Annotated in this window: 18 protein-coding genes; 8 read left to right on the top strand and 10 right to left on the bottom strand. The window is 34.7% G+C overall.

The annotated features are described in order from the left end of the window. Window positions 1-3: 3 nt before the first annotated feature. Both MPR_RS15065 and MPR_RS15060 read left to right on the top strand, forming a co-directional pair. Complete coding sequence (locus MPR_RS15065; RefSeq protein WP_041893963.1) at window positions 4-1314, top strand: dihydrolipoamide acetyltransferase family protein; 1311 nt, start codon at window positions 4-6, stop codon at window positions 1312-1314. Window positions 1315-1398: 84 nt separating this feature from the next. Next, a complete protein-coding gene (locus tag MPR_RS15060; RefSeq protein ID WP_041893961.1) occupies window positions 1399-2100 on the top strand; it encodes a Dph6-related ATP pyrophosphatase in 702 nt (233 codons plus the stop codon). A 92-nt stretch (window positions 2101-2192) separates the two neighbouring features. Here the strand turns inward: MPR_RS15060 and MPR_RS15055 are convergent, their stop codons facing one another. The 3 genes from MPR_RS15055 to MPR_RS15045 form a co-directional block, all read right to left on the bottom strand. Continuing rightward, window positions 2193-2714 (bottom strand): DUF2004 domain-containing protein, encoded by a 522-nt coding sequence (locus MPR_RS15055; RefSeq protein WP_041893958.1) that lies wholly within the window; start codon window positions 2712-2714, stop codon window positions 2193-2195. 161 nt (window positions 2715-2875) lie between these two features. Beyond that, a complete protein-coding gene (locus tag MPR_RS15050; protein ID WP_041893956.1) occupies window positions 2876-3397 on the bottom strand; it encodes a hypothetical protein in 522 nt (173 codons plus the stop codon). A gap of 69 nt (window positions 3398-3466) precedes the next feature. Further along, complete coding sequence (locus MPR_RS15045) at window positions 3467-4501, bottom strand: helix-turn-helix transcriptional regulator (protein WP_041893954.1); 1035 nt, start codon at window positions 4499-4501, stop codon at window positions 3467-3469. Between the two features lie 706 nt (window positions 4502-5207). Between MPR_RS15045 and MPR_RS15040 the strand changes: the two genes are divergently transcribed. After that, window positions 5208-6302: a slipin family protein gene (locus tag MPR_RS15040; RefSeq protein WP_041893951.1), complete on the top strand. Its 1095-nt coding sequence runs from the start codon at window positions 5208-5210 to the stop codon at window positions 6300-6302. Window positions 6303-6360: 58 nt separating this feature from the next. Here the strand turns inward: MPR_RS15040 and MPR_RS15035 are convergent, their stop codons facing one another. Next, window positions 6361-6642 carry a hypothetical protein gene (locus MPR_RS15035; protein WP_052472756.1) on the bottom strand — a complete coding sequence of 94 codons (282 nt, stop codon included), beginning with the start codon at window positions 6640-6642 and terminating at the stop codon, window positions 6361-6363. Window positions 6643-6763: 121 nt separating this feature from the next. Here MPR_RS15035 and MPR_RS15030 point away from each other — a divergent pair, with 121 nt between their 5' ends. From MPR_RS15030 to MPR_RS15020, 3 genes are all read left to right on the top strand, one after another. Then, window positions 6764-8029, top strand: coding sequence for a PQQ-binding-like beta-propeller repeat protein (locus tag MPR_RS15030; protein ID WP_041893949.1), 1266 nt, complete (start codon window positions 6764-6766; stop codon window positions 8027-8029). A gap of 66 nt (window positions 8030-8095) precedes the next feature. Continuing rightward, on the top strand, window positions 8096-9526 hold the full coding sequence (locus MPR_RS15025; RefSeq protein ID WP_041893946.1) for an RtcB family protein: 1431 nt from the start codon (window positions 8096-8098) through the stop codon (window positions 9524-9526). 329 nt (window positions 9527-9855) lie between these two features. Continuing rightward, the gene (locus tag MPR_RS15020; RefSeq protein ID WP_041893944.1) at window positions 9856-10269 is read left to right on the top strand and encodes a hypothetical protein; all 414 of its coding nucleotides are present in this window, start codon (window positions 9856-9858) and stop codon (window positions 10267-10269) included. A 43-nt stretch (window positions 10270-10312) separates the two neighbouring features. Here the strand turns inward: MPR_RS15020 and MPR_RS15015 are convergent, their stop codons facing one another. The 3 genes from MPR_RS15015 to MPR_RS15005 form a co-directional block, all read right to left on the bottom strand. Next, window positions 10313-10822 (bottom strand): YfbM family protein, encoded by a 510-nt coding sequence (locus tag MPR_RS15015; protein WP_041893942.1) that lies wholly within the window; start codon window positions 10820-10822, stop codon window positions 10313-10315. A gap of 17 nt (window positions 10823-10839) precedes the next feature. Then, window positions 10840-12096, bottom strand: a complete 1257-nt coding sequence (locus MPR_RS15010) for an erythromycin esterase family protein (RefSeq protein WP_041893939.1) — start codon at window positions 12094-12096, stop codon at window positions 10840-10842. A 91-nt stretch (window positions 12097-12187) separates the two neighbouring features. Continuing rightward, window positions 12188-12904, bottom strand: coding sequence for a DUF1963 domain-containing protein (locus MPR_RS15005; RefSeq protein WP_041893937.1), 717 nt, complete (start codon window positions 12902-12904; stop codon window positions 12188-12190). A 53-nt stretch (window positions 12905-12957) separates the two neighbouring features. On the opposite strand from MPR_RS15005, the gene MPR_RS15000 reads away from it, so the two are divergent. Both MPR_RS15000 and MPR_RS14995 read left to right on the top strand, forming a co-directional pair. Next, window positions 12958-13401: a hypothetical protein gene (locus MPR_RS15000; RefSeq protein ID WP_041893933.1), complete on the top strand. Its 444-nt coding sequence runs from the start codon at window positions 12958-12960 to the stop codon at window positions 13399-13401. A 269-nt stretch (window positions 13402-13670) separates the two neighbouring features. Next, window positions 13671-14591: a hypothetical protein gene (locus MPR_RS14995; RefSeq protein ID WP_041893931.1), complete on the top strand. Its 921-nt coding sequence runs from the start codon at window positions 13671-13673 to the stop codon at window positions 14589-14591. A gap of 342 nt (window positions 14592-14933) precedes the next feature. Here the strand turns inward: MPR_RS14995 and MPR_RS14990 are convergent, their stop codons facing one another. From MPR_RS14990 to MPR_RS14980, 3 genes are all read right to left on the bottom strand, one after another. Continuing rightward, entirely contained in the window at window positions 14934-15443 is a 510-nt protein-coding gene (locus MPR_RS14990) for a nucleoside deaminase (protein WP_041893929.1), read from the bottom strand. Window positions 15444-15600: 157 nt separating this feature from the next. Beyond that, complete coding sequence (locus tag MPR_RS14985) at window positions 15601-16053, bottom strand: hypothetical protein (protein ID WP_041893926.1); 453 nt, start codon at window positions 16051-16053, stop codon at window positions 15601-15603. A gap of 132 nt (window positions 16054-16185) precedes the next feature. Further along, a complete protein-coding gene (locus MPR_RS14980) occupies window positions 16186-16842 on the bottom strand; it encodes a DUF6266 family protein (protein WP_041893923.1) in 657 nt (218 codons plus the stop codon). Between the last annotated feature and the right edge of the window lie 586 nt (window positions 16843-17428).

Below are 17428 nucleotides of genomic sequence, written 5' to 3'. Positions count from 1 at the left end.
AATATGGCAAAGTTCGAATTGAAATTACCCAAAATGGGAGAGAGTGTTGCAGAGGCAACAATTACAAACTGGTTGAAGAATGTAGGGGATCATATTGACGCTGATGAAACAGTATTAGAAATTGCTACAGACAAAGTTGATAGTGAGGTTCCATCAGAGGTTGAAGGAACTTTAGTAGAGATTTTATTCCAAGTAGATGATGTTGTTCAAGTAGGACAAACTATCGCAATCATAGAAACAGAAGGTGATGTTCCTGCATCAGCTCCATCAGCAAGCAGTGCACCTGCAGAAGTAAAAGCTGTAGCGGAGACTGTAGCAGTAGCACAAGATACAGTAGCTACGCCTGTTGATTTTTCAGACTCTGATAAGTTCTTTTCTCCATTAGTTAAAAATATAGCTAAGGAAGAAGGGGTATCTGTAGCTGAATTAGAAGCTATAGCGGGTACTGGTAAAGATGGAAGAGTAACTAAGAATGATATCTTAGATTATATTAAAAATAGAGGGAACCAACCTCAAGCTGCAGCTGTAAAAGTAGAAGCGCCAAAGGCTACTCCTGCTCCAGCAGCTCAAACTGCTTCTAAAGCAGCTCCAGTATCTGTAAACGGTGCTGACGAAATCGTAGAGATGGACCGTATGCGTAAGCTGATCTCAGGATATATGGTGAAATCTGTACAGACTTCTGCTCACGTACAATCATTCATCGAAGTAGACGTGACTAATATCGTGAACTGGAGAAATAAAGTGAAGAATTCATTCGAGAAGAGAGAAGGAGAGAAACTTACGTTCACACCTATCTTTATGGAGGCTGTAGCGAAGGCATTAAAAGACTTCCCTGGAATGAATATCTCTGTAGAAGGTGATTATATCATTAAGAAGAAAAATATTAACTTAGGTATGGCTGCTGCATTACCAAACGGAAACTTAATTGTACCAGTAATTAAAAATGCTGATCAGTTAAACTTAGTAGGTATGGCTAAAGCGGTTAATGATTTAGGTAATCGTGCTAAAGCTGGTAAATTAAAACCAGACGATACTCAAGGTAGTACGTATACAGTAACTAACGTTGGTACTTTTGGAAGTGTATTTGGTACGCCAATTATCAACCAACCAGAGGTAGGTATCCTTGCATTAGGAGCTATCCGTAAAGTACCTGCTGTTATCGAAACTCCAGAAGGAGACTTTATCGGTATCCGTCAGAAAATGTTCTTATCTCACAGCTATGACCATAGAGTAGTAGATGGAGCGTTAGGAGGACAGTTCGTACAGAGAGTGGCTCAAATATTAGAGGCATTCGATCCTAATAGAGAGATTTAATTCTTGATAAAATAAATATAGAACGGTTTCACAGTAGTGAGACCGTTTTTTTATATCTTGTTTTGACCAAAAAACAACAAAAGAATGAAGAGTGCTTTTTTAAACTGGAGTAGTGGTAAGGATGCTGCTTATGCCTTATATCAGATAGAACAAAGTAAAGAACTAGAAGTAGTGCGTCTAATGACTACTGTTAATGAACATTTCGGGCGGGTATCTATGCATGGGATAAGAGAAGAAGTATTAAAACGACAAGCAGAATGCATAGGAATCTCTTTAGATATAGTACACCTTCATGAAAAGCTCTCTCTACAAGAGTATGAAGCTATTATAATGAATCAATTGGAAGAGTATAAGCGTTTGGGTATACTCGATAGTATTTATGGAGATATTCTCTTAGAAGACTTAAAAACGTTTAGAGAGGCACAATTAGCAAGGTTAGGAATCACTGGTGTATTCCCACTGTGGAATAGAGATACAACAACATTAATTCACGAAATGGTAGACTGTGGATTGAAAACAATTGTCGTTTGTGTTAATGAGCAATATCTCGATAAAAGTTTTGTTGGGCGTACAATAGATAAGCAGTTTATAGAAGATTTGCCTAATGGGGTTGATCCTTGTGGAGAGAATGGAGAGTTTCACACCTTTGTCTATGACGGGCCAATGTTTAAAAAGCCTGTTCCTTTTGAAGTAGGTGAGATGGTCTATAAAACTTATGATGCCCCTAGACAATGTCATCAAAAGGAGATATTGCACTATGGCTTTTGGTTTTTAGATATTTTGTAACTCTATCTATTCTTGTATAGTAGAGATGGAACTTCTAAGGTTCTATTGAATTTAGTGAGCAATGGTATTTATTAGAGCATTAATATAAGGATTTAACTTTCCCAATTAATATCTATCAAATGACCCTGTAAGTCTGTTCTTATTACAATAACGGCATCTGCGTATTCTTTACCAATACTGTAGTCAAATACTAAATAATACTTCTTGTTTAGCTCATCTACTGGATACAACCAAATATGAACTAGTTTGAGTTTTTGATATAAGATAGTATTGCCTTCTTTAGATAGGTCATTTATCCCCAATGACGCTAGCTCTTCTCTCTGTAATTCTTCTAAATGAAAGGTGATGTATTTTTGTACAAGACTTGTGTCAGAATTATAATCTTGTTGGAGATATTCTTTGTTTCTATTGTTAAATGCAGGAATAGCTTTTATAAACTCTTCTTCATTGAGTTGAATCCTATTGAAGTCAATATTGATACTTATTGTGTCTTGTTGAACTACTATTCTTTTAAAATAAGAATGGTCAGGAGAGGTGTTATTATATTGTACAAATAAGAAAATACCTAATATTGAACCTATCATAATTACAAATAATAATATTCTTTTGGTCATAGGAAGTGCTTTCTTTTTTGAGAGTATAAATTTACGTATTTTTATGTAAGTGATTCATAATCATTCGCGATTATTGTTTTTTGAAATGAATTTGTATTAAAGTAAAAAGCCTAGATAATATCAATTACCTAGACTCTCAGGATATTTTAATAAAATGATTATTATATAAAGAATTCTCCTGTATCACTCATACCTATAGGTAGAGCTGTTCTATCTATCCATTCTTGATTTTGTAAGCATGGTATAGGTTGTGTATTTCGTTTAGCTTCAAATCCTTCTCTTGCTTTCTGTACAATCTGATCTTCTATATTAGAAGAGTTGGTTGCAAAGAATTCTTTGGTTTCTTCAGCAATATGCAGTAATACAATTTGTGTTTTGTTATCAATAGTGTGAATATCCAATACTTTAAAGTAAGCACCTGACTGTATCATCACTAATCCATATTCTTCCATCTGAGGTACAAGAGCTGCTACATCTTTAGCATGAGCAGAGGCAATAAGGTAACGCAAGTTCGTAGCAATACCTCCTCCTTTATAAGTAGCATCTGTGAAACCGCGTTCCTGTATAATCTGCCCAATATGATATTTATTGATTAATTCTTGACTTAGCTCACAGTCACGATAGAATAGTGATAATCCTGCGAAAGTCATATTGAATATTTCTTCTATTTGTTGTCTGTCCATTAGGTATGGGGTTTGGTATATTGTAAAATAAAAAACGAAGGTAGTTATTTTAGAAAGTACAACATAGCTTTATATTTCTTCTTTCTCATTTGTAGATATATACTGTTCGTTCATTTTCATCACTCGTTTCATTATTCGTTTTTGTAATATTTTAGGAGCAATGACTTTCAACGTTTCACCGAAGCCAAGTATTTCTCTTTCGAGTTCGAAGTTAAGGACTACATCTATGCGTATCTTCATACCTGCCTCATCTTCCTCTAATACTTGCTGAGAATGGTGTAGGGGTTTGGTCTTTACGTAAGGAACATTATAGGCATTCACCCATAGTATTACTTTCTGAGCTCGGTCCTGTTCCGTCTTAGTCACTCCAAGGGTATCGTTATAATATCGGTCAAAGTCTACTCCTTCATATTCTTTATAAGGTTCGTTTGCTAAGGCATATACGTTGATGATACGGTCAAGTGCTAACGTCAGTAAATGCTTATGAGTACTACTGCGTACGACTACAAACCATCTATTGCGATACTCTTTTAATAAGTAAGGATAGTAGATATTCTTAGTGGCTTCCTTAGACTTAAAAGATTTGTATTCTATCAGTAAGGTTTGTTTGTTCTTAATCGCATTATATAGTGGACTGATGAATTTAATTCCCTTTAGCAAACTATTGCCTTCCATCTGTATATAGTTGGGCGCTTTCGTACTACGGGTCAGTAAACTATTATCCAACTTCGCAATGACTTCACTCATCTCATCTACTTGACTGAATCCGTTGAGGTGCTTTAGTATAGCGACTACTTCTTTTAGCTTTTCTGTATCTGCATCGTTGATAGGAGAGTTTTTGATACTGTAGTTAGCATCCTCATAGGTATAGTATTTTCTATCTACTACGATGATAGGAGCATTATATCCTAGACTATCACTGCGCATCGCTTGTATGTCGAGCTGTATTGTACGCTTGCTGATACCAGTGTCTATACCTTCGTATTCGTATAGTCCATCAGCTACTTTTTCGATAAGGTCGTTAAGCGTCCATTTTCTGAATCTGTTTCGTAGACATTCATCGATAATTCGATAGCGCAATAATGCTAATTTATTCGTTGCCATTACTTTTTAGCGTTTTATTCACTTCAAATATACATATTCTTCTCTTTACGTACGCAGTGTAATTGCGTAGTTGTTTTTTGTTTGAATTATTTGTGATTGTAATTAATTGATATTTAGTGTTTAATAGAACATTTTACAAATATTTATTAGTGCGCAATTTGATTGCGTAGGTAGGTGTGCATCTTTGTACTGTTCGAAAGATACAAACCTTGGAAGCGTTTCGGTATAGCGCAGAAGTGAGGGACAGTAGTTTACCTTATCCTGTTTGTAATCAGAAGAACAACTAATATGGGATTAGTAAAATGTTCATGTCGTAGGTTCGAATCCTACTATTACCTCAGGGTAATATAGATTAGCGGTTAGATCAGAACAATTGCCTTTTAAGCAATTTTGGGAGAAGAAGAGGAACTTCATTAAAAATCCTCTCCATATAAAAAAGGTTCAGTCAAATAGTGTTTCTGTCTTTTCTTCTTACAGTCTTAGACTAAGGGAATAAAAGACAACTTATCAAAGCCTGTAAAAACAAGTTATGTTGTAGAAGAGGAATAGGGGATGATATAGAGTGAATGACTTGCTCAGTGAGTCATTCAGGACTATACACAAACTATTCTATTGTACAGTTTACTTCATTTTCCGCCTGAGATAAGTGAAGCCTATTTAGACTGTTCTTTATGATAAAGACGTAAAATATTAAAAATATACAGTTATGAAAAAGTTACAAGTAAAAACAAATCACGTTGCCTTAGTGTTTAAACAAGGAGAATTACAGAGAGTATATACTGCTGGTGAATACTGGTTATGGGGTGAGAAAGAGGTGATGGAATACAATATGTCTGAGTACTTCGGTATGCGTAGAGATATAGATGCTCTGTTATTAAATACAGAGTTAAGAGGAATGTTAGAGGTGATCGATGTGATGGATAACGAAGTGGTGTTGGTGTATAAGAATAAAGTGTTCAACGTAGCATTAGGTGCTGGTAGACATATCTACTGGAAGGCAGCTACTGAGTACTCTTTTGAGCGATATACTACAGATGAATTAGAAGTGAACAAGGCTATCGCACGTAATATCATGGGGAAAGGCAATATGTCAAACTTCGTGAGAATGTACACGGTAGGGGCTAATGAGAAAGGATTGTTATTCGTGGATGGACAGTTCCAAGAGATTTTGAATGCAGGTGAATACAGATATTGGAAGAATGATATCAAGGTACAAATTACTCTTGTCGATGTACGTCAGCAAGTGATGGATATGAATGGACAAGAGATCTTGACGAAAGATAAAGTACAGCTGCGTATCAACTTCAACTTGGTGTACCAAGTAAAAGATTTGTTGAAAGCTTATGTGGACAACAAAGAGGTGGAGAAACAGATGTATAATGTGGTGCAATTGATGTTGAGAGAGAAAGTCGGTAGAATGTCTTTTGACGAATTGATGGAGAACAAAGAGAACTTGTCTTCTGAAATCTTGAATGGGGTGAAAGAAGAGATAGTATCTTTAGGTATCGAAGTGAAAAACTGTGGTATCAAAGATATCATCTTACCAGGGGATATAAGAGAGATTATGAATCAGGTGTTAATCGCTGAGAAAAAAGCTCAGGCAAATATGATCACTCGTAGAGAAGAGACTGCTGCTACACGTAGCTTGTTAAACACAGCGAAGCTGATGGAAGAGAACGAGATGCTAATGCGATTAAAAGAGATGGAATACATCGAGAAAATCGCTGATAAAGTAGGAGAGATTAGTTTGTCTGGTGGTGGGAATGTCTTGAAACAATTGAAAGAGGTGTTTTCGAGATAGTTAACAGTTGACGGTTCACAGTTTACGGACTGTGAGCTGGTATACCATGAATCATTGTTTACCTTTCATCAGATTCGTAATAAATACCCTTGTCGTTGATTAAGCAACACCATTTAGCAATGTGGTTAGGTATTGGGTTAAGGATAACAATACCTTCAGCGAGTAAGTTATCAGGGGTGTCATATTCATCAGAATCATCCATATAGATTAGCACAGTGTTGCCTTCCTGTAAATAAATAGCGTTACCTAAGGAGTTAGTTTTATAGTCCGTTTGGGAGAGTAGTACTATGTTGAAATCTATCATTTCATTGAAGTCAACATATAGACGGGGTTCTTTCATTCATTCTGAGATTAGAACGATAAAGATAAGAGGATTTTATTGAATAAGTGAGTTAATTCACTGCTTAGTGAATTGTGAAAAATAATATATTTGCGAGCAGTTTAAAAAACAACAAAACAATATGAAAAAACTCTTAGTATCACTTACAGCGCTATTTGCCTTCTTTGGATGTCAGAATAAACAGACGCAAGATACTGTCGTTAATGTACCAAATCAGACTGTTGTATTCAGTTTTAATGGCAAGGTAGTCAATTTTGACTTAGACAATAAAAAAGTAGTGTGGGAATATACCTCTACACAAGATGGAGAAGGAAACAGAAATAAGTTTGACTTCGATGAGACTACTCTATATATGCCTTTCGAGAGTGGTAAGTTTGTCGCTTTAGATATCCTAACAGGGAAAGAAAAGTGGATGTATGAAGCAGGGCAGATAGGTATGATGGATGTGGCAGTAGATGATACTTCAGGTGGCTTTGATACAGAAGCTGGTAGTGAACCATACTTTATGGGACAACCTTTGCAATACCAAGATAAGGTTTATACAGTAACTACAGGTGGAGGTAGTTATCCTTACTTTGTTATATTAAATAAAGAGGATGGTACGGAGTTTAAAGCGGAAGGTATAGAGACAAAATTCAATATGTATCAACCTGTGTTATGTCAAGAGAACATATTCGTTAATTCTGCTATTTACTTAAACAAGTATTCATTACGTGGTACACCTACGAGCTATGGAATGTATGAAGGAATTACGTTTGATAGTCCACTTTATACACAAATGCGAAGTGATGATGAGACATTGTACTTCGGAGAAGAAGATGGTAAGTTCTATGCAATACCATTTAATCAAGATGGAAATGTGAAGGGAGATAATGATGATATTATGGATCCAAAGAACAACTTTAAGGATAATCTATCTATTTATAAATGGAGGTATCAGTCTAAAGAATACCCAAGGTTAGCAACTAATTTTGATAGTAATACAGTATTGTACGGAAAAACGTATGTTATACATGTACGCAAATCAGATAGTGATGCTCAAGCTCTAATAGGGCTAAATGCTAAGACAGGTGAAGAGCAATGGAGTTACGGTTCAACAGAAGAAATTGTGAATTGGCACAAATCAGGAGAGCATCTTGTAGGGTACACTATGACTAAGGTGTTTGTATTAGACTTTCAAGGTAAAGAATTAGCAACTTACCCAATCACAGAGGAGTTTAAACCATTGACCAATATTGAAGAAACAAAAGATGGACAGTTGGTGTTCTTAACAATACGAGGAGTAACAACAATAGATAAAACAAGTAAACAGGCTAAGGTACTCATTGCTTATGAAACAAAAGAGGAGTATCACAATACAGCTTATATAAAATATTTTAAGAATTAGTTAATTGGTTAACGGTGGACGGTTTACAGTTCACAGCGTAAACCGTTGACTGTAAATTGAGAAACTATGAAAGATAATACACCAATTAATGGAAATGATTTAATTGTTTTAGGATACCCACAAACAGAGTTATTGGGTATTGCTCTAAAAGCGAATAAGAAAAGAACAGGTTATACGAAGGTGGAGATGTTAGCACATTATAAAGCTGTGCTGACTAATGCAGAAGATTACTTAAACGATAAGGTATTCGGGAAGTTGGCTACTGCTATTATAGAAGGCGTGGGACAACGTGTAGAAGAAGAGGTTATTCCACTGAGAGAGGAGGCTGTAGGGTATACTGTATACGGTGCCGATCATATAGAAGACGGAGCGATTAAGCAGATGCAAACTGCAGTGAAGCTACCTGTGGCTGTAGCAGGTGCGTTAATGCCTGATGCACATCAAGGATATGGATTACCTATCGGAGGAGTATTAGCTACTGAGAATGCTGTGATACCTTATGGTGTAGGAGTAGATATTGGGTGTAGAATGGCGTTGTCTATTTTTGATATTAAAGGTGTGGAGTTCTACGGTATGGAAGATTTACTGAAAGAACAGTTGGTTAAGCATACTAAGTTTGGAGCAGGGCATGGATTCCAAGGACAATATAAAGCACAACATGATATCTTAGATAGAGGAGAGTTTAATCTCAACCCTTTTATTAAGAGCTTACAAGATAAAGCTTGGGAACAACTGGGGTCTTCAGGTGGAGGTAACCACTTTGTAGAATGGGGATTGATGGAGTTCATGGAGAGAGATGAGGTATTGAATATAGATAAAGGAACTTACTTAGCTTTATTAACACATTCAGGTTCACGAGGAATGGGAGCGACTATAGCAGGTAGATATACGCAAATCGCTAAAGATATCTGTAAGTTACCTTATGAAGCAAAGAACTTAGCTTACCTTGATTTAAACTCAGAGGCAGGGCAAGAGTATTGGACGATGATGAACTTGGCAGGGGATTATGCTTCAGCTTGTCATGAGGTTATTCATGATAAACTAACTAAAGCAATAGGTGCTGAGGTATTAGCTAAAGTGGAGAATCACCATAATTTTGCGTGGAAGGAGATGTACCAAGGTAGAGAGGTTATTGTACACCGTAAAGGAGCTACTCCTGCGAGTAAAGGAGTGATGGGGATTATACCAGGCTCTATGACTGCGCCAGGATTCTTAGTGAGAGGTAAAGGAGAAGAGGAAGCTTTAAACTCTGCTTCACATGGTGCTGGACGTCAGATGAGCAGAACACAAGCTATCAAGACTCTGAAAGCAGCTGATATAAAAGCAGTATTGTCAGATCATGGTGTAGAGTTAATAGGAGCAGGTAAAGATGAAGCTCCTATGGCTTATAAAGATATTCATCAGGTGATGGCTGCACAGGGAGAGTTAGTCGATGTAGTAGCGATGTTTACACCTAAGATTGTCAGAATGGCTGATGATGGGAGTAAAGAGGATTAATAGATTATAAAAATATGTATAACAAGGTTACTGACAAGAGTTAGTGGCCTTGTTTTGTTTAATTATAAAGTGAACATTAGAAAAGGTTGTTTTTTTACTAAGAAAGAGAATATATTGATTAAAATGTATTTTTCTGTAAATGATAAGAATTGTACATCTTTCGGAGTGGGTTTAGGTTGTTGTTGTGTAATATTTCATTATTATCATTGAAGTGTTTTTTTTATAGACTACATTGTGTTAAAAGTGAATATTATATATAATGAATGTCGTTTTTTAGCGTTTCTTATTGTAATTATGATTACTTTGTTAGAAATAAAAAATGGAGATCTATGGAGAAGAGAAAAGATATAAGAAGTTATTTAACTATATTTCTTTTGGTATGTAGTATAAGTGTATTCGCAAAAGAGAGGAAAAATACAGTAAAGCAAGATTGTAATACTCAATTAGCTCAAATAATAAAACACAGTGATTTTGAGTATCCCAATAAGGATTATTATGTTAGAATAGAAGATACCACCGGAGGGACTGTGATCATTAAAGCTTATGTTCGAAATAATCTATCTGATAATCCTAAACAACCACAGATGGTAGAAAGTGTAGTGTCTTGGTTTATTATACAGCCTCAGCGAGATGGAATATATCAATCTATGAATGCTCTAGATCCTGAAGAACCAGACTTTAAAAAATTAAAAATAGATACTAAAGCTTTTGAATCTTTAGTAAAATGTATTGATAAGAAATAATCAAAGAAGCCTACTAATAGAATATTCAGTAGGCTTTTTTAGTTTAATTGATAAATGTAATTACAGCCTCATTGTTTTTTGCAGCAGTACTATAAACCTCTCGTATTGTATTGATGTTAGCAGATAGGTGTTCCCATATTTCTTCTTTATCTGCTTCTGACCAAAATGAAGGATATATTTCTTCTTCATTAAGTTTTTGAGGAGAGAACCTCTTTCTCAATTCTTCATTTGATAGTTGAGTCAGTAGATTGTGAATTTCTTTGACTTGTTCTGTTGTCACAAAACTAGCAGGGCCATAACCTATATCCTGATTCTCATCTAAAGTATGTGAACCAAATATTGCAGTAGCTAACGGATGATCTAAGTAGTCATCTGCATTGTTTCCAAATAAAAAAGCAATTGCTTCCCAAGACTTATCTATATCTACCAAAGCTTCATCTATATCGTTCTCATCGTAATCTTTGTAGATTCTTTCTTCAAATAAATTGCTATCCTGTACATAGCTTGTTAGTTCTGCTTGACTTACTCGAAGCAGGTTTCCAATCATTCCCATAGTATATTTTTTAGTAATTAAAAATGTTCTGAAGCGTTCGTTGTATTCATAAAGATAAAACCATCGAAGTGTTCTCTTAGTTTCACATTAGGAATAGTCATGTATTTTGTTTGTTCTTCTTCAGTCATTATTTTATACCCTATCCAATTCATTTTTTTAGGTGTATCAAATATACTTGAAGGAGTATTTTTAAAGTTGACAAAATAGTTCTTCTCAGTGTACTGCTCCATCTGTTGTTCTAATGAATTATCTTGCACAGTAGGTAAGTCATATGAAGCGTATTTACTTTCTTTTACATCTATATTATCGTTCATAGCACTAAAAGTACCATGTGCAGTAAAAGTTGCTAAAGAGTAAAACTGGTCACCATATTGCTTTTTGATGTATTCTCCCATTGGGTCAATAAAAGATGGAGTAAGACCAATATGGGCATTATGAGCGATGATAATCATCTTCTGATTAAGTAGAGATTGTGTTCTCTTTGCTATCTCAGCCATAGCATAATCTCGAGTATAACTCTCATTTCTTTGACCAACTTCATAGAACATTCTAAATCCTAGTTCTAAATTGTATAATGCAATCTTTGCGTGTTTAGAAAGTTTATCACCGTATTTAGTAGTCATTTCTTTTGTTAATTGAAATGCTTCTGTTCCCACTTTGATTAAGTTGTCATAATCTTTTTCAAAGGTTTCATCATTAGATTTTGCCCAATTGTAATCCATTACTTTAGCGGCTTCAGCTAGCTTTAAGCAGTTCTCATAGTAAGTTTTATTGCGTGCTAAATCTTTTTCACTTAATAGAATCAAGGCACTATTGTGAAGAAAGTTGGTGTCAACACCAGTTAGAATAACCTTTTCTTTATTCTTTTTATTATAAGATCTTATCCATAAGAATAGATTCTCTATCTCTTTGGTTTGCCATACAGAGACTAAGTTTGTTTTCATCTCTTTTTGTAGATCTCCATTAGAGTTAATAGCCTTATTAATCATATAAGTATCTCCATAAGCATTTTCAAAAGAGATAATTCTAAAATTATGATTAGTGACTAAGTCTTTGATTAATTCTATTCTTAGCGTATTGAACTCTTTAGTACCATGAGTCCCTTCACCTAGCGCTACTATTGTATGATCTTTTATAGCATTAGTGATAGGAGAGAGTCCCTTGTATTGATTGATGTTCTTGTTATAAGAGAAAGGGATAACTTCTTTATCTTGTGCTATACTTGTTAAGGAAGCCAGTATAAACAAGCTTAATAAAGCTCTTTTTATTGTCATAATTTGTTGGTTGATTTAGCCTTAAAGATAATTTATTTTAACAAGGAAATATCTTTAAAGTTGTATTTACTTTTCTATTTTGACTCTCCTTTTAAGACTGTGCCCAATAGAATTCGCAGTTGTCAAAGTTTAGGTTTTTTAAGTCCTCTTCTTTGATCAGTACACTGAACACCCCATCGTCATTAAAGTTATTCTCACCTATCTGCCACAGTACTAGTTTATCTGAATGAATAAACTCTTCTATCTCTTCTTTCCCTAATTGGCAATGAGTGAATATACCGAATATTTTAGACAGATATGTTCCTCCGAAATAATCCCAGTACATTCCATCCTCATCTACATCGTCTTCTTCATATTCATCCTCAGGCTCTCTATATCGATCAGAGAAAGGCTCTGTATCAGCAGTGACTTCATTGATCAGTACCCCATAGAAGAAATTGTCCTCATGCTCTACGATATGCCTTACCAAATGATGATTAGGTACGTCTGTATAGATGACTTTACCCGTATCAGTCATAATGTCTGCGAAGAAGATGAGTTGCCCCGTTTTGGGTAACATCCCTGTTTTATCATGTGGAGAACATACTGCCAAATCTATTTGACCTGCATAGTATAGTCCTTGAGGATGATCTACTCCAGGAGGTAAGTCGATGACTGGGCCGCCATAGCGAGATTGACCTAGTGGAATATCTATCTCTGTGTGTAATACATCTGTTTCTTTCATCCAACTTTGTCTCCCTAGTGAAGCTGGTATATACTGACGTTTATCAGCAGAAAATTTTATAATATCAAAAGGGTTATCGTACATTGGTTTCGTTTTTAAAATATGCAGCAATATAGTAAATAGTCATTGTAACAAAGATGAACCAGAATAAACAAAAAACAATAAAAAAGTGGCGTTGCCTAATGTATTATGGACTATTGTTTCTCATCACTTCTTTTGCACAAACTAGTATTGCGATGTATCGTTTTAAAGATCAACCTTCAGGAGATCTTACGTTTAATTTCTTTCAAGATGTATTTGTAGGCTCTTTATTCGTTAGCCTATTTTATATTTTACTGTTGTATTTTATTCATAAGATTTCACGCTTTAGTATTCAGATTATTGTTCATAGTATTCTACTAGTGGGGTTATGGTTTCTACAGAACCTAAGTGTTTTTATAGACCGTGAAGCTTCATGGAGTACTTACTCTATTAGAGAATCTGTTTATTATACTTTAGATTATAGTCTGATCCCTATAGTAAGTACATTGCTGATCTATATTTTTATTTCTTTTAGACTGTATAAGTATTGTCAGGAGTAAGCTTAAGGCTAGATATGATTAAACCTGAATCTTGATAGAATAACCTTCTTTTTCCCCTTTTCTCTTACTGCTATCATGGAGCAAATAGTTATGCTATGGAATAAAGTATAGCTCTATAAACGCAAATGAATAGATTTATTTAAAGTAATGAAGTAATCTAGATGTAAGTGTTAAAAAATTATTTAGGATTATATGGTTTTAGCTTATTGAAAACGTATATATTTGTTAAATTAGTTAATTGATGTTGTATAGGTGTCTAATTTAAGTTAATGAAGGTTTTTAGTCGTATTGCTTTTTTTCTTTTACTTATCAGTATAAATCATATTTATGCTAGGCAAGAGCATGTATATATCGATAAACAGATGGAGACTATAGCTTCTAATGAACTACAGCATAGTGTAGAGCTCATCATGACTCATTTAGATATTGACGCTTATTATCAATACGTAGATTTTGATAATATTGCTCTTAAGGAGAGCACACTTACAGCCTCCCATTTTGTTTATCTTATTCCCTATCAGACTTCGAGCACCTCATCTTGGAATGTGTGTATAGCTATATTAAATGAAGGTGGTGAGATTATCCTCTCAGGAGTAGCGAAGCAGGCTTGGGATTATCAAGCAGATGTTTCGTTTTATCCAGTTATTAGCTTTGACCAACCTTATATCTATAATAAGAATATAGAACTGAATATCACAGTAGATATTCTCAAGACAGGGGAGGTAGATCATAAAGAAGTAGTCTCTCATCAGAAATTAGTCTTTGTACCTAATGAGCATAAGGATAGACTGATCAATATTCTTCAATATGAATATAATACTGTACTAAAGTATGATGATCCTCGTAATTATAGATACAGTTTTAGTGTCAATAATAATGATAAACTAGCGATAGACTCTGAGATGACAGAACAGTTCTATAACTTAAAATTAGTGAGAGAGAACAATGTCAGTATTAGTATGCTACCAGATATCAGACAGAAATGCTCTACAGCAAATCAGAAAGCAGCTCCTTTTTTAGTAAAAGAACAGAAAGAAGACTTTTTCTTAACAGCTTATTTTGTCCAGCAATTCACTGAGGCTTATATTTATTATAAAGAAGAGGAAAAGTATAAACCTCTATCTGCTGTAACTCCACGAGCGAATATCCTTAGCTTATATGAGAAGTGTATGATACAACATCGACCATAGATAAAAGTAAAAATGCCTCTATAAAGAGAGGCATTCTAATAGGCTAAATCAGTGGTGTGTTTTGTTGAGAGTTTTTAATCACTCCCTAATTCGTTAAAGCAAATGTATCATAAGCTTCTATTGCGAATATATTAATTTTTTAGAAGTAAAACTTCTAAAGGATGCAAATGTATCAAGTTTAAATAGAATAAACTTGTCTTTAAAAGACTTTTAGATGAGTTTATTGGACATTATGCTGAAAAGTACATGTTAATTTGTGCTTTTTTTGTTTTAATACTATTGATTAATGTTAAATGTTGTAATAATGATGTTGAAATATAGTAAATAATGAACTGCTTATGCCTAAGGAGACATTCTTGAGTATTCATTTTGCCAGGGTTGAGAAGCATCTTGAGCTAAGTCTTGCCAGTCTAGTAGTACTTTAAAAGCAGCTGTATTCTCTACCTGAGTCATAGGAATTAATTGTTCTGACTTTTTCTTCTTCATTTGGTCAAGTATAAAAGAGTCGTCAAAACCTATGGTAGCAGCATCTTCGTTACTACAAGCGTAATACACTGTTTTAATCTTAGCCCAATAAATCGCACTGAAGCACATAGGGCAGGGCTCAAGCGTAGTGTATAATTCACAACCCTCTAATAGAAGTTGGTTTAGGTTCTGACACGCATTTTCGATCGCGACCATTTCTCCATGAGCAGTCGGTATCATTCTACTAAATATCTCATTGTGGCCTTCACCTATAATTTTGCCATCTTTTACGATAACACAGCCTATGGGCAATCCTTTTTGAGAGTGATAAGCTTGCTGAGATAGTTCTATCGCACGTGACATAAAGTGTGGATTGTATGTATTCATAGGTCCTTATTCTGATTTTAGCCCGTGAATCTACATATATACTATACTACAGCTTAGCTAAATAGTGCGAACTATCATAAAACGCAGTTGAACTTACAGATTGTTATCGTGAACTTCCCCATTCATCAGCCTATTGTTTAGCAAATAAGACTAAGTATTAATCAAGTTTTTTTAGAAATAGAATCGCTTTAGACTGTTTATTAGAAGGGTTAGGATTGGCCATTTCTAGAGTTAATTGCCTAGAGGTATAATAGGATATCTTTAACAACATTTCTTTTCTTTTGCTTTTAATGATAAGCCTATTTTTATCTAAAGACCATAACTGTAGGTACGAACTACCTTCTTCTGTAATTAAGCCACTATCTATTACCTTGACTTTATGATTAGGGAGAATCTCTATGATACTAGGTTTTATTTCTGAAGAAGTTTCAGGAGAGATTGTTTCTAGTAATGTATTGTCCTTATCGTATAAGTTCACCTTGTCTAATCTCCATTTTCCGATGAGGATGGCCTCCGATAGAGGGAGTGATGGTAAGACAGGAGATTGATAAGCTGTAAAGCTCATTAGGCATAACATAAGTCCTAATAATAGAATTAATCTTTTGTTCATTGTCAATGATGATCTAGATGATTAAGGTAGAGTTCTTTATTCTTAGCTGATAAAGAACTCTATCCTAGTCAATACGTTTTAGTACCTTATTTATTGCATCGCTTATTGATTTATGACTTTAGCAGCTTCATATCATTTTCGGATTAACTCTATAGGTGCGTGATATACACTAGTGCTGTGCATAGCATGATTAGCAGATCTCCACACACTCCAGAAGTGAATAGTACCCGTCTGCCAATTAGCAGGAAGCTCAAAATGCGTGTATTTATCCGCTCTTTTGCCAATATTCTCAGCGATATAGAAGGCGTTAAGTTCATCGTTAAAAGCAATCATCGTCAATTGATCATCAGTATTCGTCAACGAATTAATGAATGAATCATCCCATTTGACTTTGACCTTATTCTCTTTTAAAAAGCTAATCTTCTGTATCGCCGCTGGAGTTAGTACCCCTATGGATAATAATACTCTCTGAGGAATTATATGAATCATATTATCAATCAGAAATACTCCGTTCTTCATGATCTCAGAGCGAATCTGATCATAGCCCGTTTTAGTCTTATCCTCGGTCTCCAATACAGGGTAATGCATATTGACGAAGTCCTTTATCCCTTTCAAGAATTTGACTACTATCGTTAATTTACTTCGCTGTATAATTTGTTTTTCGCTAGCCTCCTTTGTGCTTTTTGGGGCTAAACTTCTGATTATATTCTTTCCTCTGTATTTATACCCAACTACTGTACCTACCTTACCCTGTACACCACCTAGGATACCTTCTTTAATTTCTGCCATAATTATCGTTTTTTAGTTTTATACAAGGTATAGATAATCAGCTGTTTATAAAATAAAGGAATCAAACATATTATCTGTAAATAAGGAGGTTATATCGCTTTAAAACTTTGATTTGTGATACTATCGCCTCTGAAGATCGTATCTAATTTCTTCAACACTGCCTCAATACTTCTTCAAGATTCTTTCAATAAACTACCTCTCTCCTAGAGCAATCTTGGAGTATTGTTGAAGAAGTGTTGAAGGACTTCGCTTAAAGCTAGACACAGTCTACCTTCATCCATACATAACTGCTTAGTATAAAAGAACGTATTATCTATGTAATGTTTTGATATGGTGAAAGGTAGGGTGTTTTTTTGAAGAATAAAATAGGGTGTAATTTTTGAATTGGTGGGAGGGAGTTGATGTTGGTTACGGAAAACCCCATATAAGAAGATAATAGTTTAGTTAAGTTCGAATGAAAATATAAGAGAGTATTGAACTATTTATTGTATTTTGATAAGAAACATATGGAGTTAAGGAAACGGATAAATGAGTTTCTTTTGATAAATATGATTAATTTTGATTTTGGGGGTAAATAGAATCCTAA

Source organism: Myroides profundi, assembly GCF_000833025.1.
Lineage (GTDB): Bacteria > Bacteroidota > Bacteroidia > Flavobacteriales > Flavobacteriaceae > Flavobacterium > Flavobacterium profundi_A.
Note: the sequence above shows the minus strand (reverse complement) of the source record. Positions and strands in the feature narration are given on the sequence as shown.